Origin of the sequence: Granulicella mallensis, assembly GCF_014203225.1 — a bacterium.
GTDB classification, from domain to species: domain Bacteria; phylum Acidobacteriota; class Terriglobia; order Terriglobales; family Acidobacteriaceae; genus Granulicella; species Granulicella mallensis_A.
Window position 1 is genome coordinate 109228 of sequence record NZ_JACHIO010000007.1, and the last position, 24111, is coordinate 133338.

Genomic DNA, 24111 nt, shown 5'->3' on the forward strand with positions numbered 1-24111 from the left:
AGACGTCGCTGATCGACTGTCGGTCACTCTTGTTCTCCAATTGGTTTACTACTGCAGATGCGAGACAGATGCCCCAGACTGCGCGCGGTTACGCCACTTCTTTGCCAGCACATCGTCGCTCAGAGCCTTCATATAAACCCCGCCCACTACCGAGCGGGCCTGGAAGCCCTGCTGCTTTCCACTCAGTGTGTCATACCAGTCCGTCAGCGGAACTCGTGATGGCGTATCGTCCAGCCAAGCTGCGATAGGTGCGGTAAAACTCTCAAATTGCTGCGGGGAATCCGCCAGCGTTGCTGTCCATATCTCCCAATCCAGCTTGGTATAAGTCTTGCGGCTATCCAGAGGCAGCCCGTAGCGATTCATGTGCTTCGCGTAAAAGGCGAGCTCTGTCTCTCGCACCTTGGTTGGAAACAGATTTAGTCGCAGCACCTTGTCCCACACCAGATTGTACTTCTGGCTCCACGTACCGCTCGAATCGAAAGCCAGTTTGTAGTGGTCGCCTTCCTGCGCCATCGTTTCCCATTGTGCCGCCATTGTCTTTGCCAGGCCGGCATAAGCTTTTGCCTTATCTGTATGGCCTAGTTCCTGAGCCATTTCGGCATAAGCGCCCAGTGCATCAATTGCTTTGATCGACAAGTTTGCATTGTGTGCCAGATGCCCGGCAAAGTCGTCCGTGCTCAACTGGTTCTCCGGGTCAAATCCCTTCTCCTTCAGGTACTCGGCCCACTTTGTCAGCAGCAGCCAATACGTTTTGGCAAAGTGCATATCGCCCTGGGCACGACCCATTGCGGCGATCATAATCAGCATATTGCCGCTCTCTTCGACGGGCATCTGATCCTCTTCTGTACGCTCGCCGCCACCGTACACCTGCCCATCTGCCAGGGGATACTGCCCGAGATCATGTGGCGCAAAGGGCCACCGCCACCGTCCGCTCGCAGCATAGTCCATCACCGGTTTAAGCTGCGCTTCGAGTAATGCAGGATTGAAGAACAAAAAGAACGGCGCAGACGGATACAGCACATCTACGGTTGAGATGCAGCCATTGCTGAAGTTTTCCTTCGGAAACTGCAGTGGCCTGCCATCCACATCCGCAGCGAATCCATTTGCGGCCAGCGTCTGTCTGTAGGCCAGTGTTGTCAATCGCGCATAGTCTTTGCCGCCCACGCGCTCCATGTCGGCAACCAGTTCTTTGTCGAACCTCACCGCTTTCGCATCCACGGCTGCATAGTCACGTTCGGATTCGGCCAACATCGTTCCGCTCGTCTTGCCATCTCTTGCCCAATACGGCCGCAGTCTGCGATTCAGGTACTCGATCGCATAATCCTGCGTAAAACTCAGTAGCACATGCCGTTCTACCGGATGCGTTCCGGATACATTCATGGGGAAGGCAACTGCAAGCTGCACCGCGCCATCCGTCGGTACGCGTGGCATCCTCACATCGTCTTCCTCCGGTAAGGTGCCGTCATGGACAAATGACCTCACCGCGTCGCTACTCATCGCGCTTGCTGCTTGCTCGTCCGTGGGTATAGCCAGGTGAAAATAGCCCCAGTCGGCACGCAGATTATCGCCGCTGCGATTCAATACACGCTGTTCCTGAGATCCAACGCTCATTACCTGCAATCCCTTCGCTGCGGATCGCCCCCAAACTACAAACTGGTCCTGTGAATTGACCGCAATTCGCGAGTCTACATCCAGGTACGCTTCCACTGTGTGCTTCGCACCATCCGTCGCAGATACTTCCCATGTGACATACGTTACCGGTCGTGCCATGACATCAAGCTCGTCTGGCAGTAATGGAGAGAGAAAGGTGAGCACGCATCGCACACCCGCACCTTCAAATGAATAACGGGTGTGGGTGGGCGTTATCTCCATCGCTGTCTGATTCATTGCGGGCACTTCACGCGGACTATCTCCCATCACGCGATAGGATTTTCCATCCACGCGCAGTAATCCACGCATGGGCTGTTCGGTGCCGGTCCAATGTCGCGTCGGGCCATCGGTAAGCTTGTCTGTCATCGACCACACGCTGAAGTACGGGTCATGCGTTACGAGCGGCACTGCTGGTTCGCGCTGCGCGGACGCGTTTACGGTGAGCAACGCAGCGCACATCAGTAATCCAGTCATCATCGTGCAACGGGAAACAACAGAAAAGTTCAAGGGCCTCTCCAGAATTAAAACGGCGGTGTTCTATGTGGTACTGCAGGCGATGCCTCTTATGATCATCTTGCATATCCGTAGTTGAAGTGCCCAGTCAATATTAGCCATCTCTACGGAGCTAATTCGGAAGAGAATGTTGACGCCGGTAAATCGGCTGAGTTGTAGATATTCCCGTCCACCACACCGGACCATCCGAAACGAACATACATAGGTTGAAGGATTTCTGGCGCGTTTACAAGGACGGTCTCTCCATCGATACGTGCCGTTGCGGCGATGAAGTGGCGGTCAGGCCCCGCGAGTTCGAATGCGCTGAGTGGTTTTCCTTTGGACGTGAGTCCCTTCGAGTGATCGAACCAAACGCGCATGCTGAACGATCCATCTGGATTGCTCTCCCTGGTAGCTTCTCGAAAGAGCGGCCCGGTCGAGAGAATGGCTTCACCATACACCAGGTGCCTAGCAGTTAGAGCCAGACGTGCTCCAACCGTTTGTTTATCGCTGGGATGGACATTCTTTGCATCGCCGATATCCAGCGTAACGGTCATGGCCGTGTTGGCGACATCGAGCGTCCGGCGCTGTGCATCGCGGACAGCACCCCAATCCTCTGATGGAGAATCAAAACTCGAAATCTGCACGTAGAGAAAAGGAAGATCACCTTGTGCAAAGTGACTCCGCCAGTCTCCGATCAACGCCGAAAACAGAGATTTGTAATAAGGAGCGCGATCATGTGCGGAGTTCGATTCGCCCTGATACCAGAGGAACCCCCTAATCGTCATCGGCGCGAGCGGGGAGATCATGCCGTTGTATATCCCTGCCGGCACCCATGCTTCCTCAGCGGGATGCCATGGGTGCTTCGGAAGATGCTTGCCTGCGTGCTGAGCCGCTTCGTCTTCGGCCTTTTCCGAGGCAAGGATCGCGTTGAGGTCTCTTTGCTCGTCGGCAAAATGGGCTCTGCTAAGGAACGCAGGCAGAAGCTGAGCATTGGAGCCAAGCGTGTTCAGTGAAATCCAGGAGTCCGCGGGGGTTCCTCCCCAGGTCGTGTCTACCAATCCGATTGGAACGTTCTCTTGATGCGAGATATCGCGTCCGAAGAAATAAGCGATAGCGGAAAAATATCTCGCGGTGTCGGGCGTACAAAGCGTCCAGACGTTTTGTTGATCAGCGAGTGGAAAGTCATTGCTCTTATGCTCGAGCCGGAGCAGCCTCAACTTTGGCTGTGTGGCGGCAGCAATTTCGTTTTCCTGATTCTTCAGGGGCGTGTCTGGCCCGAACCCTTGCAGCGGAAATTCCATATTGCTTTGTCCGGACGCAATCCACACATCTCCGACCAGGAGATCGTGTACTGCCACATCCGCGCCGTCGCCTGTAATCGTTAGGACATACGGCCCTCCGGCGCTCTCAGAGCGCAGATAGAGACTCCATATCCCGCCGGCATCTGCAATCGACGCAACCTGTTGTTGATGGAAGTGAGCCACCAGGTGCGCACCGGGGGCCGACCAACCCCACACGTGGATCGGACGATCGCGTTGCAGGACAGCATGATCGGAAAAGAGGTGTGGGAGGCGAACTTCGGCGTTAGCTTTCGCCCCCTGCGAAGTCAGGGCGAACAGAATTAATAGCTGAAGCCATTTCAAAGGTTGAACCTCCATGCAATGTCGCGATTTTACCTGCCAGATTGGGAGATTGCTCGAGCGAATATCTTCTATGCATACTGGCCGAGAAAGACCGTTCGCTTGTACCTGCCGAATATTGATTCAGTATTCGGTGATCATTGGCACTCTTCGACTTCTTTTAGGTTGCCGCTCTACGCACTATGAACCCTCGAATCTCCATCGCGCAAAGCGTCTACGCTATCTCGACAGAATCGCACAGGCTAAGCTTGCAGCACAGATATCTGCTCAAGTACAGGACGAACCGCACGGCTTTGGGGGAGGGCCGTGCGGTTATTTACTTTTGTGGGGTGGGTATGGCTTCAAGGAGTAACACCATCATTTACCTGCTTACAGTCCATACGTAACGTGCCATTGTCATTGAAGAGGAGTCCAGTGCAACGCAATGGGCTATTCAACGCCGGGGAAGATGTGTTAAGAAGAAGGGCATCGGGTGCGACGTAGGCTGTGACGAAGGATGGACCGCCCTCGATGGGAATCGGGTCAAGGGAACTCAGTGCCAAGGTGTAAACAGTAAAGTTTCCGGTGGAAGAAATAGAAACAATGCTGCCATCGATTGTTTGGGGCACGAGGGTAACGGTGCGGGCGGGGGTAAAGACGCCTGGTGCGGTAGAGAAGGTAGCGGTGCTGACGGCGACCTCCTGGCCCGGAATCAGGCTAGCGAGGCTGAAGCTGGCAGTGAAGGGAAGAGAGGAGACGTTTGTAATCTGCGGCGCAGTCTGAAAGGTTGCGTTGTTAAGTGTGAAGACTGGAGGGCCGATTGGATTTGCGGAGAGATAGCTTCCTTGTTGTTCCAGGAGGTCGAGGCCGAAAAGAGGGGATGCACCAGCAGGAGGCGTAGGGGTGATGTTGGTGATAGCTCCGGTGGCCAGGTTCTGTGCAGGCAGATCGTAGGCCGTGACGCGCGTGGCGAGAAGCGTGCCGTCGGATTGGATGGCAGCGTCGAAGTTGATCAGTGAGCCCGCAGCAAGATCGGCGAGATTGGCGACGCCCTGGAAGATGGTGCTGCTGTTGGTGGCGACTGTAATCGGTGCATTGGTTGTGCTTTGCAGATACGAGGAGCCGATACCGCCGCTGGTGGGAATTGTCCCAGGTAACAACGTGGTGAAGGTAGTACCGGATAGCGCTGTGATGTCTCCGCTGAGATTGGAAAGTTTACCGTTTTGTGCGGAGATGGGAGAGCTTGCGATCGTGACAGCGGTTAGCTGAAAGGCGGGCGTTATGGTGTCGACGCCGGTTAGGGTTCCGTCGTAAGTGCCGGATTGAGCTGCCAACAGGTTGAGATCGAGCACCATGGTGTCGCCGGTAATTGTGATGGGTGCCTGGATAGCAACGGCGGGAGTTTCGACCTGCCCCCCAAAGTGAAGGTTTCATCCACGATGCCGCCATCGGGATCGGGAGTTACAAATGAGAAATAAGGATTATCCAGGGTGATGGTTGCAGAGGTATAGACGTCTTGAGGCACGGTGGCGATGAGAAGAGGGGCGGCTGTGCCATTGGAGCGGATAAATTCAGCTTGCTCCGCTGAACTGATGAGCGAGACTGATTTGCCGGACTTGTTTGTGAGCGTAAGGCTGCGGATCGTCATGCCGAAAGACGGGAAACGATCATTAGCGGTGCTGGAGACCAGAAGCGTGACGTTTGTATTTCCGGTGAGGCCGCCGGAGCCGGAAGGAGCGTTTGAACCGCAACCAGTGAGAAGAGGAAGGGCCAGCGTTCCAAGGAGAAACGGACGAGGTAAAAAACTACGCATGATTGGGCCACCTAAGGCTTAAAACCTGTCTAACTTAACACGTCAGAATAAGAAGAGTTGTCACAGATATCGATATTACTCACCTTCAGATGGGCAGCTTCAGTCCGCCATGTTCACAGCCGCCAAGGTACGGCGCAACCGCAACGCTTCTCGCCGATGACACAGTGCTCATCCCGGTGGAATAAACGAAGGAATAGACATAAGCAGCTTCAGCCAAGGAACCGATTTGAATACGGTTGAGACTTACACCCCGTCGGCTTGCTGGCTTAAGTCATTACTTACATATACCCAGCACCGAACTGTCGTGACACTTCTCCAGCAAGCTAGCCAACCTCGGGTCTTTCTGTCTTTTGAGCGAAGGTATGGAATACTTCAGGAAATAGGCGTCAGCCACGGCCCTTATCTGGGATCTTTTTCCATCAGCAGTCCGTGCGGAGATCATAAAAAGCATTGATGCGGAGATAGCGACCGCATAAACGGTTTGCCTTTGCCTTGGAGGCCATCTTGCAAGGGACACTCCTGCGAGCACCATCCCCGCCGCAGCCACATAGGCAAAGTAAAGTCCGTCAGAGATGAAATAGAGAAAAAAGAAGGCCGCACCCGGCACAAGAAATACAGTCATACTGCGCGCAACAGGGTTCCGAATGAATGCGGCCATCCCGAGGCATACAAAAGGTAGTAGCACACCCCAGGTCATGATCGTTCCGGCAAAAGCGTGGAACACATTGACGAGAGCATGTATGCCAAACTGCCCGCTCAACACACCCTGGGCCAGGCTATGTACCTGATCGCCAGAAGAGCTTAACGGTGAGACCAGGTTGCCGCGAATGCGCTCCATTGTCGGAATCCACCAGGCCGCGACAATAGGGATTGCGACCGAGATACCAATCAGCCGTTTTTTTCAAGGGAAACCGGAGAGCCTGGAGCACCATCCACGGAAGTACAAAGACACCATCGGAGGGACGAAATCCTGTCATCACGGCCCAGATCATGCATCCCCAGATGAAAGCCTGCTCACACTCCACAACAAGAATAAGCAGAGGAGCAAAGAACGTCATGGTGGCGTAAGTGCTATGTATGTCGCTCGAGAACCAAACGGTTGGCAGACAAACATACGCCAGAGCGAGCCAAAAAGGGGATGGAATGGCTAATCGTGACACAAGAAGGTAGAAGACCGCAGCTCCTGAAGCGCTTAAGGCTATGTTCAGGACTTGCAGCGCACTCCCAGGTGAGACATGCAGCAAGTGAGAGAGAAAGAAGCCTACTGCATTGAATAAAAAGTAGCCGGGAGCATGGATGACAAGTACTCCGGATTCGATGGAGTGGATATGACGAAAGGCATCGACATAGTAGGGGCCTGATGCGCTTGCTATCCGAAGAATGAGTGTCAGCAGAACCAGGACGCCACAGCGAAATACTCGTCCTTGCAAAAGCAAATCAAAATCCTTCATGCGAATTCAGGTTCCTCTAAACTTTCTGCCATCGCGTGTTTTCGCCACGTAAGGTCCTGGAACCGACGCGTTATCTAAGGAATTCGGCAATTGAATGTACTACAACAAGCTAAACGCAAACACTGGAGATGCTTGTCATTGCTTTGTCATCTTCTATAACGAGCCTGCTGGCAGTTGGCTACCACCCCATCGTCTTCTGAAGCGAACCAGGCAGCCCTCAGCAAATGATGGAGAGTTGGAATGATCGCCCGCCTCCTCGCAGATGCTCCTCATCTGAGATGTTGTGTTCCTCAGCCCATTCGTAACCTGCTTGATGCCCGCTACCTCAATGGGAGTGCGCGCCAGGCGCCGGAGTTAGATCCTCGGATGCGGGCGATTACGGGTAGAGAGCGAGTGAGGTTTTTGAGGGGTTTTCACTAACTTTCCTTGCTTGTGGAATCTCCCACGAACCCTCGCCAGCATTTTGACGAGGACGACTTGAAAGAACTCGCGGACACCGTTCGCAAATCCGGCATCTATCAGGCTATTCTTGCCCGACCGAAGGAAGAGCATTTGCAGATCGTCTTCGGAGCGCGGCGCTACTGTGCCTCTCTGCTGGCCGGGAAGGAAACCATTCCCGCACTCATCCGCGAGATGACCGACGCGGAAGTTCTGGAGGCGCAGCTTGTCGAAAACCTTCAGTGTCGCGACGTTCACCCGATGGAGGAGGCCGAAGGCTTCCCGAATCGCTTTTTCTGCGCTTCGAGTTCCTGAATACTCTTTGGATTCGACCGAGCCATGCGACTCAGCATACAATCGTAGCGAGCCGAGCGCAAACGCTTCGCGAGCGGTTTGATGGTTGGCGGAAGCAGTAGGTCGCGGGTAAAACTGAGCAACACTTAGAGATTCAAACGGGATCTCGCGACGTCCAGGACAAGCAGGAGAAACAGGAGTTGCAGCGGGCCGGCCGACTGGACCGGATAGAACAATACCTATCTGCGCAAGTCCAGCCGGTACCCGCAACTCCCGACCCGCATCCCTCCGCATAGCCGTCGCTCTTCGACTTGGCACGAACAAAGGACGCTTGTGCCGAGTGGGATGTACTCAGCACTAAAGGGATGGGTATCGTGTGGGAAGACTTTGAGGGTCGGACATATATTTGAATGAAATTATTTCTCCGTAAATCGCAAGTGAAATATAGCCACATTGCGCTTCTCGCATTTGTCTTCATTGCCACTCGAACCTGGGTATGGATGTCCGGAATAAGATATCCGACGAACGAGGCAACTGGTCTCTGGCAACTGCTCGATCTGGATCTACTGCAGCATCATCTTCTACGCAGCCTTTACCTGCTGCATTCCCAACCTCCCGCGCTCAACATACTTGTCGGCTTGGCCGAGAAGGCTGCAGGATTACACTATGGGTACGTGATCGTTGGCGCGCAGTTGCTTCTTGCACTCGCTGCCACTCTGGCAATCTATCTTGCTTTGATCGGCCTTGAGATATCTCCCCTCCTGGCTCTTTCTGTAGGTATTCTCTTGATCTTCAATCCAACTGAGATTACCTATGAGTTCGACGCCCTTTACTCAGAGCTCTGCTACGCCCTGCTTTGTTTACTGACGCTTGCAATCGTCTGCTTTGTACGCAGCCGGTCTAGCCTCGCTCTTTGGTCGTTGGTAGGTCTAATGGTCTGCCTTACCCTAGTGCGTTCCACGTACCAATGGGTCTGGATGTTTGCTGTACTGGCCGTTCTCTGGTGGAACTTGAAGAACACCAGACCTCGCATCCTCAGTGCAGCTCTCATCGGCATCTGTCTTTCCCTACTCTGGCCGGTGAAAAACTACATCGTGTTTCACCACTTTACATCCTCGACCTGGGCTCCTTTCAGCCTTGCCAAGCATTGGCAGAGCAACGACCCATCCCTCGAACGCTGGAGTCAAGAAGGGAAAATTTCTACCTTCCCATTGGCTATCGTTTCCGACCAGGATCTCGCAGCGTGGCTGCGCGATCGTTGGCAGGCAAAGCCAAGTAGCAGTCCACAGCTGGACGATATCGTGAAAAAGACTGGTGGAGACGTCAACTGGAACTCCCGTGCCATGTTGCGCATGCACGATGCTCAGGCACGCGACGTTTCCTTTCTCATCCGCCACCATCCGAAACCTTACTTCTTCGGTGTGGCCGTCGCTGTCTTCGACTACTTCAGACCATCCTCCGACTACTACTTAATTAACAGAAAAGATGACAATGCAGCTAAGTACGCTGCGGTGGTCAACTTGGATCACGCTACACGACGCCTCTGCTGCAACATCTTCGGTATTCCGCCAGAGGTGTACTCAATTCTTAGCGCGCCGCCGCCTCCGCGACATGCGACTGTAAAGACGCGGCTGCAGAGCATATGTGTGGGAGCCATTGTCTCCTACTTCATCGTGCTCGCCGCTCTTCTCTCCCTGCGGCGTCAGACGATGTGGAGCAACAGCCCGCATCGCAAACTGATCATCATGGTGATGTCGGTGACCATTGGCTATGTCTTCCTGGTGAGCAATCTCTTGGAGGTGGGCGAGAACATGCGCTTTCGTCTCGAGACCCAGCCTCTGGTCTTCGTGGTCTTGGCCATCTTCCTTCAGCAACTATGGGGTGAACGGTCACGCAGACGGCAGTCGAATAGCTCTGAGGCTGCCGAAAATCAACTCACCGGATAGGCCAACTTTCTAACTGAAGGATATGTACTCACTGAAAGGGTCATTTCAGCAGCTCCCGTTGTGGGTGATGTGTCACCCTACTCCCGATGCGAAGCAGCGTGCTCTTTCTCATGCTGGATCAGGAGAGGATTTCAGGGCTGCCACGGACGGCGGTGACGCGTCCACAGACGCTGCAAGGCCGCCTCCGAAGAGATGGCCTATGGCTTCATTGAGCTTGGGATTCAGATTGCGCTGACTGCTTGAGCAACAGCCGCCTACAGAGATAGATCGACCCGATGGCGAAGACAACAGCAAGCGCTTTCCATGCTTCCGCCCAACCGAAGAGCCAAGCAATTTTGTCCTGCCAAGCGATGCAGTAGAGTACGCCGAATATAAATCCAAGCGAGCACAACCAAACGGTTTTCATGCGACGAGTTGAACCGCCAACGATGCTCATAAAACCTCTAGACATAAAAGAGAAGAGGGCACCTAAGACGGCAGGAACAATCAACCGCTCTCCATGGCGAGCGGTTGAGCAAGCTGGAACCGCAGTCAGAAAGGGAAGAGAGTGAGGTTGCGCAAAAGAAGATAGGACGCTCAGCTTGAGCACGTGGTACCTAGTGGTCCCACGTGATATCGCAGATGTGTCCTCTATGTGTCTTGAACTAATATGGAGCCAAACCTGGCTTCCGCTAAGTCTTTTATAATGTGGTGGCCAGAGACGGGATCGAACCGCCGACGCCGGCCTTTTCAGGGCTGCTTGGCAAAGTATCTAAGCCTCTTAGAACTAGCGTAAGTTGCTGAGCACGAGTAGCTTAGGGCGACGCGGGTGTAGGATCACTTAGGACGAAATCGGATCATTTCTACCTTACGACGTTCGGGTATTGTTCGGAGCCTTTTGGGGCAACGCGCCAATCTAATCATTGAAGATGGCTCGTACAGACCGCACTCTACGCCGCACTCTACGCCACTGGGAACACGAAAACGAGCCGCAACTGGACCACAATATGTGGTCCAAGCCTCCCGACAAGCGAATCATTGACGCTGTCGTCTTTACCTCTCGATAAGCTAGGATCAGAAAGAAATGGCACTTAATCCCCACATCCTGATATGGGCTCGCGAAGCGGCTGGTTTGTCAGTCGATGAGGCTGCTCACGCTCTCGGATTCAAGAACACTCAGGAACGGACCGCGGCAGAGCGCTTGCAAGCCATGGAGGCGGGGACGGAGGAGCCGTCGCGTAGTGTTCTGCTGAACATGGCGCGGGTATATCACCGGTCGTTGCTCGTTTTTTATCTCAGCGAGCCGCCGCGTACAAGCGATCGGGGCCAGGACTTTCGGAGGGCTCCCGGTGCCAACCCCACTGAGTACGATCCTACGCTTGATGCCCTGATCCGTGACATTCGCGGGCGGCAAGGAATCATTAAGGACTTGCTCGATCAAGCAGATCCGAAGAGGGTTGATTATGTCTCATCGGTAACGATGGATATTTCGCCCGTCGAGTTGGCGCGCCGCATGACAGTCAGGTTAGGTTTCTCACTCGACGAATTCAGAAGGCAGGCGAATGTGCCAGCGGCATTCGGCTACCTGCGCGAAAAGGTCGAGGCATCTGGTGCCTTCGTGTTGCTGCTCGGCAACCTGGGAAGCCATCACACGAACATTCCCAGCGGTGTTTTCAGAGGCTATGCCATCGCGGACCCGGTCGCGCCTTTTATCGTCGTCAATGACCAAGACGCGTCGGTGGCATGGGCTTTTACAACACTGCACGAGTTGACGCATTTGTGGCTTGGGACGACGGGCGTGAGTGGCGGCAATACCGACACTCGAATCGAAGTTTATTGCAATAGTGTGGCCGGGGAGATGCTGTTGCCCGAGGCCGAAATGGCCGGCCTGCGCTTTCTGCGTCGTGCTTCTCTGGACGAGACTGTTGGGGCGATCGCACAGTTCGCCACTAGCCGGAAGATAAGCCGGGCGATGGTTGCCTACAAGCTTCTTCGCGTGGACATTATCACTCAGGTCAGATGGCGAGAGCTGGACAAACACTACGCGGACGAATGGAATGCGGCGCAGGCGCAGCCAGCGAGTAAAGAGAAAAAAGAGGGCGGCCCAAGCTACTACGTTGTGAAGAGACATCGGCTAGGGCATGCCGTAGTGGATCTTGTGAAGAACTCGCTTGCCGAGGGATTTCTCACATACACAAGGGCGAGCCAGGTACTCGGTGTTAAGCCTCGCAATGTCGATCCCTTGATCTACACTGCCGGAACGCGGGGTGGTCGGTAAGTGCTCTATCTCCTCGACGCGAACGTCCTGATTACCGCAAACAGCACCTATTATCCTCTTGATCAGGTTCCAGAATTCTGGAGTTGGGTACATCATCAGGCAGAGTCTAACCGGCTAAAGATTCCGCGCGAAATCATGGAAGAGATAAAGGCAGGACGAAAGGATGATGATCCTCTGCTCGACTGGATCTGCATTCCTGAGATTGAGTCAGCTTTGTTGCTCGATGAACTCGTTGATGTTGCTCTGGTGCAGCATGTCGTCTCCACAGGCTACGCCGCTGACTTGAGCGACGACGAAGTTGAGAAGATCGGACGTGATCCCTTTCTGATTGCATATGCGCTGGCAGATCCCGCAAAACGAACGGTCGTTAGGACCGAAGTATCACGGCCATCGGCCCAGCGAGCCAATCGTAAGGTTCCCGACGTATGCCAAAACCTCGGAGCAATCAGCTGTGGTCCATTTGCGCTTAACAGAGCGCTCGGCTTTAGAACGGGATGGAGAACTTAGGATTAGCCATTCCTCTGGTTATGGTGGGCACTAGATCAAACTGATGACCTCTTCTGTGCCATTTCGACAACGGCACGCAACTCATTGGAATTGAACGACACCAACCGCGCTTTAACACGACAAAGTATATCGATTTTTCTCGTTACAGGACCCACTGGATCGTAAAACGCTTGGTCGTCCACCCGAGGCTGGCTTGCGAAAAAACGACGATGATCGGCGGTTCGAAGCCCCGAGCTGGCCACTCTAGAGGTTGAGACTATCCAGCTTAGGGAAGGCCGCTGGGTTCTGGCGGATCTTGAGGGGAGAGGAAGGCGCATTCGGACGGTCGCAGCCAATCAAAGAATCAATGCCTGGATGACTACGGGGGGAATCGAAGAAGGGAGACTGCTGCGGTCCATCTCCAAGGGCGGGAAGGTAGGAAAGAGTCTGAGCGACTGGTCGGTCTGTTCAGTGATCGAGCACTCAGCGAAAGAGATTGGGATTGAGCGGTTCGGAGCCCACGATCTCCGCCGGACCTGCGCTAAGATTTGCTGAAAGAGCGGCGGTGATCTGCAGCAAATCAAGTTCCAGCGGAGGGCAGCTCGATTCAAACGACAGAAAGGTATCTCGGATCCGAGCAGGAGGTTGCTGTAGCGGTAGATAACAATCTTGGGATGTGAACGCTTGTTCCACGCGGTATTCGGCTTGCGCTTCGTTTAATCCGGCCAAAACCAGGGATTGTCCTCGTAGTTGAGGATTGGGCCTTCTTCATCGGTGTAATAAGTGCTGCAGTATCGATCTCCAGAGATCGACTCATAAAACACAATGATGTTCGCGTTCTCATCGTCTAATCCGTCGGGGCTTGACCGGATGTTCATAGTCTGACCCACGGGAAGAACGCTCGCGATCATCGGAAATCTAGATGTAATTTCTCGGCCGTGCAAAGCGGTACGTTCGAAACGCGCAATCGTGAGAGTGCAGGCGGTTCCCGCTCCAACATTTTGCATTTGCATGGGGTGGTAAATCGGAATCGAATGTTGAATTTTCGGCAAAGTCCCCCCGACGAATCAAGTCGCTGCTTAGCAGCTTCACTTCGCTGCGATATCAATACACCGGATCATCTTCAACTGGGGTGCCCAGATCATGCCAGTCCAGTTCAACGGCCGGGTACTGGATACGCCGACGATTGTGACGTTGCAGGGCAAATTCCTCCTCATCGCCTTCATGCAGTATGAAGCGGCAATGCTGCCTCATCGGCGTTGGGTCGAAGAGTTCACCAGACGGGTCTTGCACGACGCTGTGTGCGTTGAAGTAAGTAAAGCTGTCAAAATCTTCAATCAACCAGCCTCGAACTACTTGGAAGTCCACATGCTGTCGCACGTAGGCTTCTGCATTCTCGTGGCATTGATTGTGAGCGGCGCCTTCCACCGGATTCATGGGCACAAGAAAGCGCCTTGCTGCCTCCGGGCGTCCAACCTCGCGCCCAACTCCGCATCGGAAAGAGGGATAGTCATAGGATTAGATAAAGAAACGGAAGCTGGGCAGGATGATGCCATTCTCCGGAATGCACTTCAGAATATCTCCGACGCGGCGGGCTGCTCGTAACGTGATGGGCTCTCCTCCATCGAACTGGGTGTTGTTCCAATTCAGCTTCGACAGCGACAACATTTCTCGCGCGATCTGTTCGACGCTCGTCTCAGCCTTTGTCACGGATAGTTCGAGCGGCCTTGGAACATACATCCCCGGATAGGTTTCAAAGAACTGAACGCTTCCACGCAGGTAGAGAAGACCACTGTTTTCTTGGAGCTTCAGGAAGCTGCCTCGCAGCGGAGGATACGTCCCTTCTCGATAAAGCCTAGTGAACGAAGGCTTGACACTAATCATTTCGACCGATTCGATGTCGTGTTCGTTCGCAGCACTGCGAAAGCCTTCCATCTCTCCAGCCGTCAGTCGCGATGTTTTGTGCACCACAAGCCGAGCCGGACTAGTGTGATGTTCCTTGCGATATACAGCGATCGCACTCTTTAGCAACGCTTTGGCATCTTCCTTCTTTAGATGGGGTTGCCGATCGTTCTTATCAAGTTCTGCCTGCGCTCCTTTGACGATCACACCTTCCCCCCGCTCATTGAAGACCTGAGCGACGGACGTCATGATCCGGTCCCCGTCGAGACTCCGATAAAAGCTGATGCCTACAAAGCACGTCGTCAGTTCACTCGGATTGCGCAGCAATCTCCACGGAGCTCCCCCTGCTTTGTAGTAGAGTGCGGCGTGAATGTTCCATGCTCGTGTCGCCTCATCCTGCAAAGGCAAAGAGCTGGCCCTTGATTTCGGGTTGCGCTTCGCCTGTCCGCCATAGGTAGAAGGACGGATCATCTGAATTGGCACGCCAACCCGCATGACTTCGGCCTTCAACAGGTCATGGAAAGCGGGGCTCGGAACGTCTGTTTCCGTCGCCTCCGCGCTTTCATCCAGATCCTGCTCCTGTGCGTCTACCTTACGCGAGACCCGTGCATCAACCGCATCGAGAACATCTTTGGGTGGCGCGCACACGATGACCATCGGCCCACCGCTTTCACGCACAGCATTCACGTGTTCAATGAAAAGCTTGACGAAGTCCTGTACGAGGGTAGGACTCCCAGGCGTCTGGAGCAGCGGGTCGATCTCCCGTTGACGAATCGTCGAAGTCCAGCGGTCGTGAAACATCAATTGCGAGCGGAACGCTGTATCCTCGCGAAAACCCGGAAAAGGCGGAAAGAGATTCCCAAGACGGCTTTTCTTGGCGTCGATCCCGGCTTCACACTTTTCGAACCATGCCCGCACAGCGGCCACGCTCTCTGCCGTTCCGACAAGTCCCACGCGGATCTGCTGCGGTGCGGTCGCCTCGCCGAGATCCAATGGCCCGTGCTCTATGAGGCCATAGCGAATGTCCACATGAGTGCCGCCATTGCCAAATTCGAGTTCAGGCTCATCGAAGAATTCGAATTTCATTTGGCCTCTCCCATCGGAATCTCCATCGGCAAGAGGCCCTGCAAGCTGCTCTGCTGGTCGAGCGCCGCCGTGTCTGGATCATTTTGCTGCCAGGACTTGTCCTCCACTCCGATGTTCACATTGATCGTTTTCAACTCGCCGAATATGATGGGCGGTTGAGGACCGGCGAAGAGTCCGTCCTCCGGCTGAAGGTGGTTTGCCCAGAAGAGCACGCAACTCAGCACGGCGCGATTTCCCTCGATCTCTTTGATCTTTTTCAATCGCGACTCGTGGAACATGTCACGTTTGAAACCGTCACTGGTGAAGCGGTAGGTCGGTGTGACCTCAAGAAACCAGGCACCGTCCAAAAAGCGAAATTGCCCGCGAAAGGCAAGGTGTCGACGATAGTGGAAGACCCTTCCATCCTTGGCCTTGCTGCTGAATGGGGAAACGACGCTCAGGCCACTCGTCCGCTTGAGCGATTTGTAGGATTGCTTTCGCTTTTCCCCAACCATCGCGAAGCAGTCGTCCTTCGGCCAAAACCGCAGACGGGCGTCAACCTGTGCGCGCAGCGTCTTGTTCAACAATTGGACGAAGAGGCGCGTCCGTTCGGGATCGTCAGACTCCGACCACTCCACGGTGTCGAACCCTTCGACCGTTCCAGGCTCGCAGATAGAGTCCCAATCCGAGTTCGATAGATCTTCGAAACTGACAAGCTTCTTCTCCCAAATAATCCATCCGGACGCGGGGTGAATCTTCTTCCGATTCAGAATCTCCCATATATCCGTGGGGTCCCGATACTGCGTCGCCGCCACATAGACCACAGCGGGCAATCCTTCAATCGCAAGTAGGTTGCTCCAAAGACGTTCGGCAGTGGGCCGTGGCGGAAGGTATAACCCTCCCTTCGGTGCGCCCACGCGCACGAGTTCCGACAGGGACGCCGTACTAAAGCGGTGTTGTTCTTTTCGATAAAGAATGGAGGTGCTGTCGCCGGGCTTCCAGTCCCGGAAAACCTCGGGAATGGAAACCCAGTAGCCCTGCTGCGTCTCTGGATCGGAAACGATCAGAATCACCGGAAGATTGGTTTTAAGCCAGTACTGCAAATCACTCGGATCGCAGGTATAACGGAATTCGTCGACGGCATCACGGATGGACGAGACAACTTTACTTTGTACGGCCAGATTCAGGCCCAAAGGGACTCGCTTAGCGGGGTCGAAGAGCTCGATGTAACCATCAATCCCCACTTCGTTCGGTCCGCTGGCCGTCCAGCGGGAGCCCATCTTCAAGAGAACCCCCTCGATGAAATTGACTCCCTGCTGGCCAGTTTGTCCCGTGGACGACAAGATTTTTGGCCGAATTTTGCTCTGCTATCGCCTTCTGCTCGCCATACTCCCATTATCTCGGATTGGCGTAGGAAACTAGAACTAACTCCGATGGTTCCGTATAAATCCGTGTAAATCTAGGTTCGATTCCACCTATCTACAGAGCGAGGATTCGAAGAGAAACCAGCTTCGCTTCTGCCCCTGATCAATCCAGTTCTCGATCAGACTGGTCGTAGCGACATCGCCGGCATCCTCGCACAGCGTGTGAACTGCCCGCGTCCGACATACCAGGGCCTTTCCTGTTCGTGGAGCTCGGTCACGCAACTCATTGAAACCAGATGGTACAGACCACACTCTTACGCCACTGATTACACGAAAAAAATCCCCTTATTGGACCTTTGAGTTCAGCTTCGATCAGTAATCAGTAGACAAAAGTTCACTTGTCGTCGCTGATACTGGTCTCCGTCAGCGACAACAGGATAGGTGCACCGGCACAACTCGGGGCGCTCTTTCAGTCAACTCCTCTGGCTATCAATCCACGAATCCACTGTTGGTATACATCTTCGCCCAGCCGTTTCTCATCCATCTAACGAGAACCTAAAATGAGGGAACACGTATGTCTGAGCACCACGACGCCCCTAAAGTCCACGAACCTCATATCGTCCACGAAGACCACATCAAAGGCCCACACGACTCAAAAGAGATCAACCCCAAGACGGCCTCCGACATCGCCTACTGGTCTAAAGAGTTCAATGTCACAGGCGACCAACTCCACGAAGCTATCCGTAGTCACGGGACCCACGTCGAAAAAGTTCGCGCCGCACTCCATGCACACAAGGCGACTTAAGATCTTGTCTCGGCTCGACTACTGCCAGATCGGCCGTTCAGGAGGGTAAGGCATGAACGGACTCCGCGATGTAGCTTTCATCGCCTGGCTCAACTGAGAATCCACCTCGTCGGCGATTGTCATCCTGACCAGAAGCAGGACGCTGAAGTGGATCGTCCCAGGTTTTTCTGAAGTGTATGGAAGATGGTCGCCTGAAGAATGCGGGTCTCCTTTACCATCATCGCGGCCGTGTATTCTGTCCGCGCCGCTCCAACCCATGATCGGAAGCAGATTCGGACTTCAGTTCTTTGGTGCCGAGGGGCTTAAAGGCTTGTAGGCGTCTTCCAAGATCACGGAAGTGAGGCAGATGCTTGTAGCGTGCCTCGCGGGTTAGAGCAACTGCCATCAAGGTGTCTTCCTTCTCTATGCTTCCATACCAATCAGCGATACTGGCCTCGGTCGTACGTTCGAGAATGGTGGCCAGCGTTTCGACCTTGCGCTTGTGGAGCGGTCCCTTGACGAGTTGTCGCGTGATCGCGTCAAGGAGATCGGAGACATTCATCGGCTTGACCAGGATCTCGTCCGTTTGCATGAGGATCGCGTTGGCGGCTGCGGACATCTCTGGGAATGCACTCAAGAGCAACGTTACGGCATATGTAAATCACTCAGCAGGACATGTATTTGTGTGAACTGATGTATCTGAGCGCTTCACTAACGTCGGCAGCACAGGTGACATCGAAACCGTGATTCTCAAGAATGGCGCAGAGGCTCAAACGGATCGCTTCGTTATCGTCAACAACTAAAACCCTTGCCAGCGCCATTCGATACCTCCAAGTGGTCGCAGACGAGTGTCCGAGTGCCCCCAGCTATCTAAGGCGTACGCTTTGTCGCATGCCCGACCGAGGTTGTATGGCTTTGCCTAATTACGGCGCGGAGAACTTAGTGCTAATTGAAGCTCGCAAATTAAGTCTTGAACGCCACGCAGCGAAGCCGCCCGTTGTAATAAGAGCGGCTCCGTCTTGCCAATGCAAAACTCCGATGTCTAATCGCAGTGTTTACTTAATCCCCTTGAAAGGTCTTCTTGGCAGCGTCCTTCACATCTCCTACCGCGCTGTGGACGGCGCCTTTGACCTGATCTACCTTACCTTCATTCTCGAGCTTCCTGTCGCCAGTAACATGGCCAACTACTTCCTTGACCTTGCCTTCGCCCTTTTCCGCTGCACCTTTTACATGTTCGTTGTTCATATGACACCTCGTCTAAGTGAGATGCATATAGACCCGGATGCGATATGTCGATATAAGGAATTGCAGATATTGTTCGCCTTCAGGACCCCAGATCGTATCGATCGGCGCGGGTCTGACCGCCGACTTTCCGATATAGGTCAACCGTGCGGCATCACAGTTAACCCTCTGGACGTGTTGTGGCCTTTTGCACGGTTTGGGCAGCCAGACGCGTCAAGCTGGCATAGCGATGACCACGAGCAAAAAATCAAGTTCCTCAATTCCATGGGGCATGAAGATAGATTTCTTCATACATTCCGTATATTCATATGGCAATCCCAGTGGAAAATTGTGAGCAATTAGGAACAGACTCTACGCAGGATGGCGCATCACATATGGAAAGACATGTTTTCGTGTCGCGATGGGTATCGTCCGAACGTGTTCTAACTGGAGATCGCTATGATTATTTTGCTGATTGTGCTTTTGTTAGTGTTCGGTTTTGGCGGTTATCGCCTGGGGGCCTGGGCTTGGCTACTACGGTGGAGGTGGTCTTAGCCTGATCGTACTGGTCGTACTCGTCCTGTTGTTGTTACATGTGATTTAAATGAGATCCATGGTCATCGGCGGTGGATCGTCCTACAGAATATTGACGGGCGCGGGCAGCCAGAAGCGCCACGGTTGCGAAAGAGATCAGCGACTGCACCATCATTAGAGCCTTGGCCCATCGCGAGAGAACCGGCGAGTCAGTTGGCGAGAATGCGGTGCTGGTGTTGAAGGCGAGAAACAGGTAGTCCACAAAGTTAGGGCTCCAGCCTTGCTCCCCCATGGCCACCCTGGCCTGCTGGTTGAGAGTCATCTGCGGAAACAGGAATGCTCCATCAGTGTGCGTACCACGCAATTCACGGGCGCGGGGACCGCCTGCGTCCAGCCGCCAGTACCACGAGGCGAACACGAGGATATTTGTGATCCACAAGGCCGCCGCCGAGCGCAACAGATCCTGGGGAGCTTCTTTGTGCGAAGGCAGCGCGGCCACGAGCAAATAAAGTCACCAGATCATATCTATCGTAACGACGCTCGTTACGACATACCCGAGGACCTTATTGAGATCGTCCAATCCACGCTGACGGGACTAGACCGAGGGAATCAACAGCAGTCCTACAACGGTGAGGAGCAGCGATTCGGGAAGAGCCAGACGCAATCCACCGACAGCGAGCAGGGCGAGGTTCGAGGTGCTGAGGAGGGGGCGCCATGATCTCATTCCTTACCATGCCAATTAAGCCGTTGGAGGCAGTCACGCCTTCTTGCGCAAAGATATCCGTGGTTCCTTTGGTTCATTTACCGTGCCCTCTGGCCGTACGCCTTTTCCATATTTAGCCAGCACCTCACTCAGGTACTTCACTGTCCCCTCCAGCATTACATCCGTCGATCCGGCAATATGCGGTGTTACAAGGATCCGCGGGTCGGACAGCAACGGATTGCCCGGCTTCACTGGCTCATCCTTCACAACGTCCAACCCTGCCCCATAAAGGTGGCCACTCTTCACCGCTGCCAGCAGCGCAGACTCTTCTACCAGTATTCCGCGCGAGACATTCACTAGCACCGCACCCTTTTTCATCACCGCCAGCACTTCTGCGTCGATCATGTTCTCGTTTTCCTTTGTCCCAGGCATCGCCAGAATGACATAGTCCGCACTTGCCAGCGCGAACTTCAACTCATCGATACCATATGCCTTCACTCCTCCCGGTGCATGTTCTGGATACTTGTCTACGCCGGTCAGCACCATCCCAAATCCGCGCAGTCGCTCTACCAGCAAATCCCCAATCCCCCCAAGCCCTACGATGCAAATCGTCTTGCCGTAGAGCGCCATATTCATCTCTGGCTTCTCCGGACGATCCAGCGCGCTATCCCGTGTGTACGTCAATGACTCATTCAGCCGGCGAGATGCTGCCAGCATCAATAGCACTGCAAACTCTGCAACCGACTCTCCGTTGCCCGTCTTCGTTGTCGGCGCAGAAGCCACCCAGATCCCAGCCTTCGTCGCGGCCTCTACATCCACCCCGTCGTACCCCGCAGAGGCAGTCTGCAGCAGACCCAGCCTTGTTTGCCCTTCCAATTCTGCGGCGCTCACCTTGCCGATCGCAAGCAGCACCTCCAAATCCATCGCCGGGGCCCTCTCGCTTGGCAGCCATGCTAAAAAGTCGTCCTGCGGATTTTTAGCCTTTAGTTGTCTCAACATTTCCACCGCAAACGAGTCCTGTTTGCCTAGATAACCGATCTTCACAAATCACCTCACTGGTGGTCAGATGCCCTTTGCAAGCTTAAGACTTCTACGACCCTCACGATTTCACTTTTCCTATCACCGCTAACTCCGCAAAAATCATCATTTCCAAAGTCAATAGCGGCAATGATCGGAAGGTGGAGTAGCGGAGAGCGCGCTCTTGTAAACGTCAAGGCGATGATAACGAGAAACTACACCAACATAGGTGAGGTCTCGGTTCGCATTTCTTCATGCATGTGCGCATCTTTTACTTAAGGCGATCTGACAGCAGATGATCCGCTACTCGTATGGCATTAGCGATGATAGTCAGCGATGGATTCACAGCACTTGCTGAGACGAAGCAGGATGCATCGACAACATAGAGGTTATCGAGGTCGTGGGCCTTGCAGTGCGGGTCGAGGACGCTGATAGAGGGATCGCTGCCCATGCGGCAAGTGCCATTCTGATGACCGACACCCTCAAGCGGAATGCGCTTCTTGAAATAAGCGTGGAGCGGTACAGAAGTAGCTGCGTGGCCAGCCTTCTTGAGAACGTCCACCCAGCGATCTTTGAGACGGTCGAATGATTTGACGTTGTTTGGTGTGTAAGAGAGTTGGATTCGCCTGGGCGCAGCGTCCGTCACGGCCTCCGCCTCGTTGGTGCGGCCCGTATCCCCTGCGGGATGGGCTCCAGCGAGGCCGGGCTGCCGGTTTTCAACCGAGAGCGGGGTCGTGTTGTGAAGTGTGACCCGATTATCCGGGTCGGGAAGATCTTCCGTTGTGAGCCACCATGGCACGGCATGGTGTTTCATTCCTTCCAGGACAAAGCCGGGAGTGAGAGGCGGCGCGTCTCCCTTCATCATCTCGAAGTGGAAGCTGCCAACCGGCTGCACCTGCCCGAGGGGGAACGGATAGCTCGAGTCGGAATCCCTGAGATAGAAGTCATTCGTACCCCAGGTCTTTGTGTAACTGTCCTCGTTGCGGTCGGTCGAGATGGCGAGCAGGGCATCCGCCTGGTGATACATAAAGTTGCGTCCTACCTGATCGGAACGGTTGGCGAGACCGGTCGGATGCTTGTCGTTGGCGGAAGCCAGCAGGATGACCGCGGAGTTGACGGCGCCGGCGCACACGGCGAAGAAAGCTGCGGTGTAGATCGCGGTGTTGCCGTTCCTCGATGCCGCAGGCGCATCGGATTCAATGAATTCCTGTTCGGAGCCGCCAGATTTTACAGAGCCGGAGTGGATGACTTCAACCGCGGTGACTGCGGTTCCGCTGGCGTTGGTGAGCAGGCGTGTAACGCGTGAGTTTGTCATCAGGGTAACGTTGGGCAGATGCATGATCTGCCGAATGCAGTTGACGTCGGCATCCGACTTCGCGTGAACGAGGCAGGGATATCCATCGCAGGTGTCGCAGCGGACGCATTTCGAGGCGAATGGATCAGATTCGTTGCGCTTGAGTCCCAGAGGAATTGGAAAAGTGTTGACTCCGAGTTTGCGAACGTCGTTTTCGATGGACTGCATGCGCGGCTCATTCGCGAATGCGTGATAGGGATACCTTTTGGAATGGAAGGGCTCGGTGGGATCGAAGGAGGAGCCGTATCCGCCAGGTACGGAGGGTGCGGTGCCGAGATCGCCGTGGACGTGGAACAGTTCTTCGGCGCGGGTATAGTAAGGCTCGATATCGGCATAAGAGATCGGCCACGCAGGAGAGATGCCACCCTGGTGCTGGATGACGCCGAAGTCTTCGGCACGCATCCGGAACATGGCAGCTCCGTAGACCTTTGTCTGCCCGCCCACGAAATACGACTGCTGGGGATGGAGTTCCTTGCCGTCCTTATCCTGCCATGTCTCTTTCGTGTGGTAGCGATTGTCGAGGAAAACCGCAGATGTATCCCAGTTCAGCTTTTCCTGCGGCATAAAGGGGCCGCGTTCAAGAATCAGAATTTTCTTGCCGGCCTGGGCGAGGTGCAGTGCAAGGGTTCCACCACCTGCTCCGGTACCGATGATGATCGCGTCGTATTCGATTGCCATGACAGTTAGATGCAAGCCGAGACTTCTCCTGGATTAAGAACAGCTAAAACTCTGCCGCCTATCCAGGCCTATGTCAGCCCTTTCTCTCAAAAGAAGATCTGAAGCGTGGCGAGGTGCGTATCAGGCTTCCATAGGCGGCTCGGGCCCGTGGCGATGCAATGGATAATGGCAGAGAAACGGGCACGGATATTTCGGATCAGGATGTAACTTTGCACAGAGGATTCGATCCGCGCCGTAGATGCGAAGGTAGATCTCAGCCGCGATCATCATGCCGAGCAGCGGCGCGATGAAATAGAGCCACTCTGCAGTCCATACATCGGCAAAGACGGCCGACCCGGTGGTGCGGGCGGGGTTGATGCTAAAACCAGATACTGGGGCGAAGACGAGAATATACAGTGTGATCAGGATTCCGACGCAGTAACTGGTGTAATTCGCGATAGCTGGTCGATTTGAGATCCAGAGAACGGCTCCCATGAGAAGCGTCGCCATAAAAAATTCCGCCAAGAACGCGGCTGCGGTTCCATATTGCCCAGGCGATGTAACCGCGTAATCCACGCTCGGATCGGCAAGGCTGTTGCGCAACACGATGGCTGAAACTGCCACTCCAGATACGCCGCCCATAAACTGGAACGCCACATAGAAGAAGGCATTCCATACATCGATCTTGCCAAGTCGAAGATAAGTCAACGTAATCGCGGGATTGAAGTGTGCGCCGGACCGCTTCCCGATGGGGGAGCGGATGATGAAGATTGCTGTGATCCCCATTGCGATTCCCATCAGCAGGCGGCGTAAGGCAGGATTCGGAATAAGATGGACTGCCGGATAGGAGGGATTATCGAGAAAGACGGTAAAGACACACGCAGAGATCATGAAGATCGCGAGTTCGATGCCTTCGAAGATATACAAGCGCCAGTTGCGCTCGAATGCCGATCGCGGAGTCGATATGGAAGGACGTTGATCGGCTTTGGCTACAGTCTTGCTCAAAGAATTGCTCCTGCCACACCAGCCAACTCCGTTTCAGGTGGCACGACCATCCACGG

At 54.3% G+C, this 24111-nt stretch carries 24 protein-coding genes and 1 tRNA gene; 6 read left to right on the forward strand and 19 right to left on the reverse strand.

Going from position 1 to position 24111, the window contains the following annotated elements; all coding sequences use genetic code 11:
* Nucleotides 1-48: 48 nt before the first annotated feature.
* From HDF15_RS09595 to HDF15_RS09620, 6 genes are all read right to left on the reverse strand, one after another.
* On the reverse strand, nucleotides 49-2124 hold the full coding sequence (locus HDF15_RS09595) for a glutaminase domain-containing protein (protein WP_409254875.1): 2076 nt from the start codon (nucleotides 2122-2124) through the stop codon (nucleotides 49-51).
* A 143-nt stretch (nucleotides 2125-2267) separates the two neighbouring features.
* On the reverse strand, nucleotides 2268-3788 hold the full coding sequence (locus HDF15_RS09600) for a sialate O-acetylesterase (protein ID WP_184255005.1): 1521 nt from the start codon (nucleotides 3786-3788) through the stop codon (nucleotides 2268-2270).
* Between the two features lie 338 nt (nucleotides 3789-4126).
* Nucleotides 4127-5119 (reverse strand): DUF5666 domain-containing protein, encoded by a 993-nt coding sequence (locus tag HDF15_RS09605; protein ID WP_184255007.1) that lies wholly within the window; start codon nucleotides 5117-5119, stop codon nucleotides 4127-4129.
* Nucleotides 5062-5577 (reverse strand): hypothetical protein, encoded by a 516-nt coding sequence (locus HDF15_RS09610; protein ID WP_184255009.1) that lies wholly within the window; start codon nucleotides 5575-5577, stop codon nucleotides 5062-5064. Before HDF15_RS09610 ends, HDF15_RS09605 begins: the two co-directional genes overlap by 58 nt.
* Before the next feature lie 274 nt (nucleotides 5578-5851).
* Nucleotides 5852-6415, reverse strand: a complete 564-nt coding sequence (locus HDF15_RS09615; protein ID WP_184255011.1) for a hypothetical protein — start codon at nucleotides 6413-6415, stop codon at nucleotides 5852-5854.
* Entirely contained in the window at nucleotides 6354-7028 is a 675-nt protein-coding gene (locus HDF15_RS09620; RefSeq protein WP_184255013.1) for a hypothetical protein, read from the reverse strand. The genes HDF15_RS09615 and HDF15_RS09620 overlap by 62 nt, the downstream gene beginning before the upstream one ends.
* A gap of 432 nt (nucleotides 7029-7460) precedes the next feature.
* On the opposite strand from HDF15_RS09620, the gene HDF15_RS09625 reads away from it, so the two are divergent.
* Both HDF15_RS09625 and HDF15_RS09630 read left to right on the forward strand, forming a co-directional pair.
* Nucleotides 7461-7781, forward strand: coding sequence for a ParB/RepB/Spo0J family partition protein (locus tag HDF15_RS09625; RefSeq protein ID WP_184255015.1), 321 nt, complete (start codon nucleotides 7461-7463; stop codon nucleotides 7779-7781).
* Nucleotides 7782-8260: 479 nt separating this feature from the next.
* Nucleotides 8261-9706: a hypothetical protein gene (locus HDF15_RS09630; RefSeq protein WP_221314359.1), complete on the forward strand. Its 1446-nt coding sequence runs from the start codon at nucleotides 8261-8263 to the stop codon at nucleotides 9704-9706.
* 205 nt (nucleotides 9707-9911) lie between these two features.
* Here the strand turns inward: HDF15_RS09630 and HDF15_RS09635 are convergent, their stop codons facing one another.
* Complete coding sequence (locus HDF15_RS09635) at nucleotides 9912-10142, reverse strand: hypothetical protein (RefSeq protein ID WP_184255020.1); 231 nt, start codon at nucleotides 10140-10142, stop codon at nucleotides 9912-9914.
* Between the two features lie 252 nt (nucleotides 10143-10394).
* A tRNA-OTHER gene (locus tag HDF15_RS09640) sits at nucleotides 10395-10464 on the reverse strand.
* A 305-nt stretch (nucleotides 10465-10769) separates the two neighbouring features.
* Between HDF15_RS09640 and HDF15_RS09645 the strand changes: the two genes are divergently transcribed.
* Nucleotides 10770-11963 (forward strand): XRE family transcriptional regulator, encoded by a 1194-nt coding sequence (locus tag HDF15_RS09645; RefSeq protein ID WP_184255022.1) that lies wholly within the window; start codon nucleotides 10770-10772, stop codon nucleotides 11961-11963.
* The gene (locus tag HDF15_RS09650; RefSeq protein ID WP_184255024.1) at nucleotides 11964-12470 is read left to right on the forward strand and encodes a DUF4411 family protein; all 507 of its coding nucleotides are present in this window, start codon (nucleotides 11964-11966) and stop codon (nucleotides 12468-12470) included.
* Nucleotides 12471-13165: 695 nt separating this feature from the next.
* Here the strand turns inward: HDF15_RS09650 and HDF15_RS09655 are convergent.
* The 4 genes from HDF15_RS09655 to HDF15_RS09670 all read right to left on the reverse strand — a co-directional run bounded on the left by HDF15_RS09655 (nucleotide 13166) and on the right by HDF15_RS09670 (nucleotide 16759).
* On the reverse strand, nucleotides 13166-13327 hold the full coding sequence (locus HDF15_RS09655) for a hypothetical protein (RefSeq protein WP_184255026.1): 162 nt from the start codon (nucleotides 13325-13327) through the stop codon (nucleotides 13166-13168).
* 226 nt (nucleotides 13328-13553) lie between these two features.
* Nucleotides 13554-13886: a hypothetical protein gene (locus HDF15_RS09660; RefSeq protein ID WP_184255028.1), complete on the reverse strand. Its 333-nt coding sequence runs from the start codon at nucleotides 13884-13886 to the stop codon at nucleotides 13554-13556.
* Nucleotides 13887-13967: 81 nt separating this feature from the next.
* Nucleotides 13968-15437, reverse strand: a complete 1470-nt coding sequence (locus tag HDF15_RS09665; protein ID WP_184255030.1) for a hypothetical protein — start codon at nucleotides 15435-15437, stop codon at nucleotides 13968-13970.
* The gene (locus tag HDF15_RS09670) at nucleotides 15434-16759 is read right to left on the reverse strand and encodes a DUF4365 domain-containing protein (protein WP_260330979.1); all 1326 of its coding nucleotides are present in this window, start codon (nucleotides 16757-16759) and stop codon (nucleotides 15434-15436) included. The genes HDF15_RS09665 and HDF15_RS09670 overlap by 4 nt, the downstream gene beginning before the upstream one ends.
* A 595-nt stretch (nucleotides 16760-17354) precedes the next feature.
* On the opposite strand from HDF15_RS09670, the gene HDF15_RS09675 reads away from it, so the two are divergent.
* Nucleotides 17355-17585: a DUF3606 domain-containing protein gene (locus HDF15_RS09675; RefSeq protein ID WP_184255034.1), complete on the forward strand. Its 231-nt coding sequence runs from the start codon at nucleotides 17355-17357 to the stop codon at nucleotides 17583-17585.
* A 217-nt stretch (nucleotides 17586-17802) separates the two neighbouring features.
* Here HDF15_RS09675 and HDF15_RS25840 read toward each other — a convergent pair whose 3' ends face one another.
* On the reverse strand, nucleotides 17803-18183 hold the full coding sequence (locus HDF15_RS25840; RefSeq protein ID WP_260330980.1) for a hypothetical protein: 381 nt from the start codon (nucleotides 18181-18183) through the stop codon (nucleotides 17803-17805).
* Nucleotides 18184-18623: 440 nt separating this feature from the next.
* A complete protein-coding gene (locus HDF15_RS09685) occupies nucleotides 18624-18809 on the reverse strand; it encodes a CsbD family protein (RefSeq protein WP_184255036.1) in 186 nt (61 codons plus the stop codon).
* 475 nt (nucleotides 18810-19284) lie between these two features.
* Here HDF15_RS09685 and HDF15_RS09690 point away from each other — a divergent pair, with 475 nt between their 5' ends.
* A complete protein-coding gene (locus HDF15_RS09690; RefSeq protein WP_311733073.1) occupies nucleotides 19285-19389 on the forward strand; it encodes a DUF3309 family protein in 105 nt (34 codons plus the stop codon).
* Here the strand turns inward: HDF15_RS09690 and HDF15_RS09695 are convergent.
* The 5 genes from HDF15_RS09695 to HDF15_RS09710 all read right to left on the reverse strand — a co-directional run bounded on the left by HDF15_RS09695 (nucleotide 19375) and on the right by HDF15_RS09710 (nucleotide 24055).
* Nucleotides 19375-19818, reverse strand: a complete 444-nt coding sequence (locus tag HDF15_RS09695) for a hypothetical protein (protein WP_221314360.1) — start codon at nucleotides 19816-19818, stop codon at nucleotides 19375-19377. The genes HDF15_RS09690 and HDF15_RS09695 overlap by 15 nt on opposite strands.
* A gap of 96 nt (nucleotides 19819-19914) precedes the next feature.
* A complete protein-coding gene (locus HDF15_RS25845; RefSeq protein WP_260330981.1) occupies nucleotides 19915-20043 on the reverse strand; it encodes a hypothetical protein in 129 nt (42 codons plus the stop codon).
* Nucleotides 20044-20076: 33 nt separating this feature from the next.
* The gene (locus HDF15_RS09700; RefSeq protein WP_184255038.1) at nucleotides 20077-20946 is read right to left on the reverse strand and encodes an NAD(P)-dependent oxidoreductase; all 870 of its coding nucleotides are present in this window, start codon (nucleotides 20944-20946) and stop codon (nucleotides 20077-20079) included.
* Between the two features lie 364 nt (nucleotides 20947-21310).
* Nucleotides 21311-23086, reverse strand: a complete 1776-nt coding sequence (locus HDF15_RS09705) for a GMC oxidoreductase (RefSeq protein WP_260330982.1) — start codon at nucleotides 23084-23086, stop codon at nucleotides 21311-21313.
* Nucleotides 23087-23191: 105 nt separating this feature from the next.
* A complete protein-coding gene (locus tag HDF15_RS09710; RefSeq protein WP_221314361.1) occupies nucleotides 23192-24055 on the reverse strand; it encodes an MIP/aquaporin family protein in 864 nt (287 codons plus the stop codon).
* Nucleotides 24056-24111 lie beyond the last annotated feature (56 nt).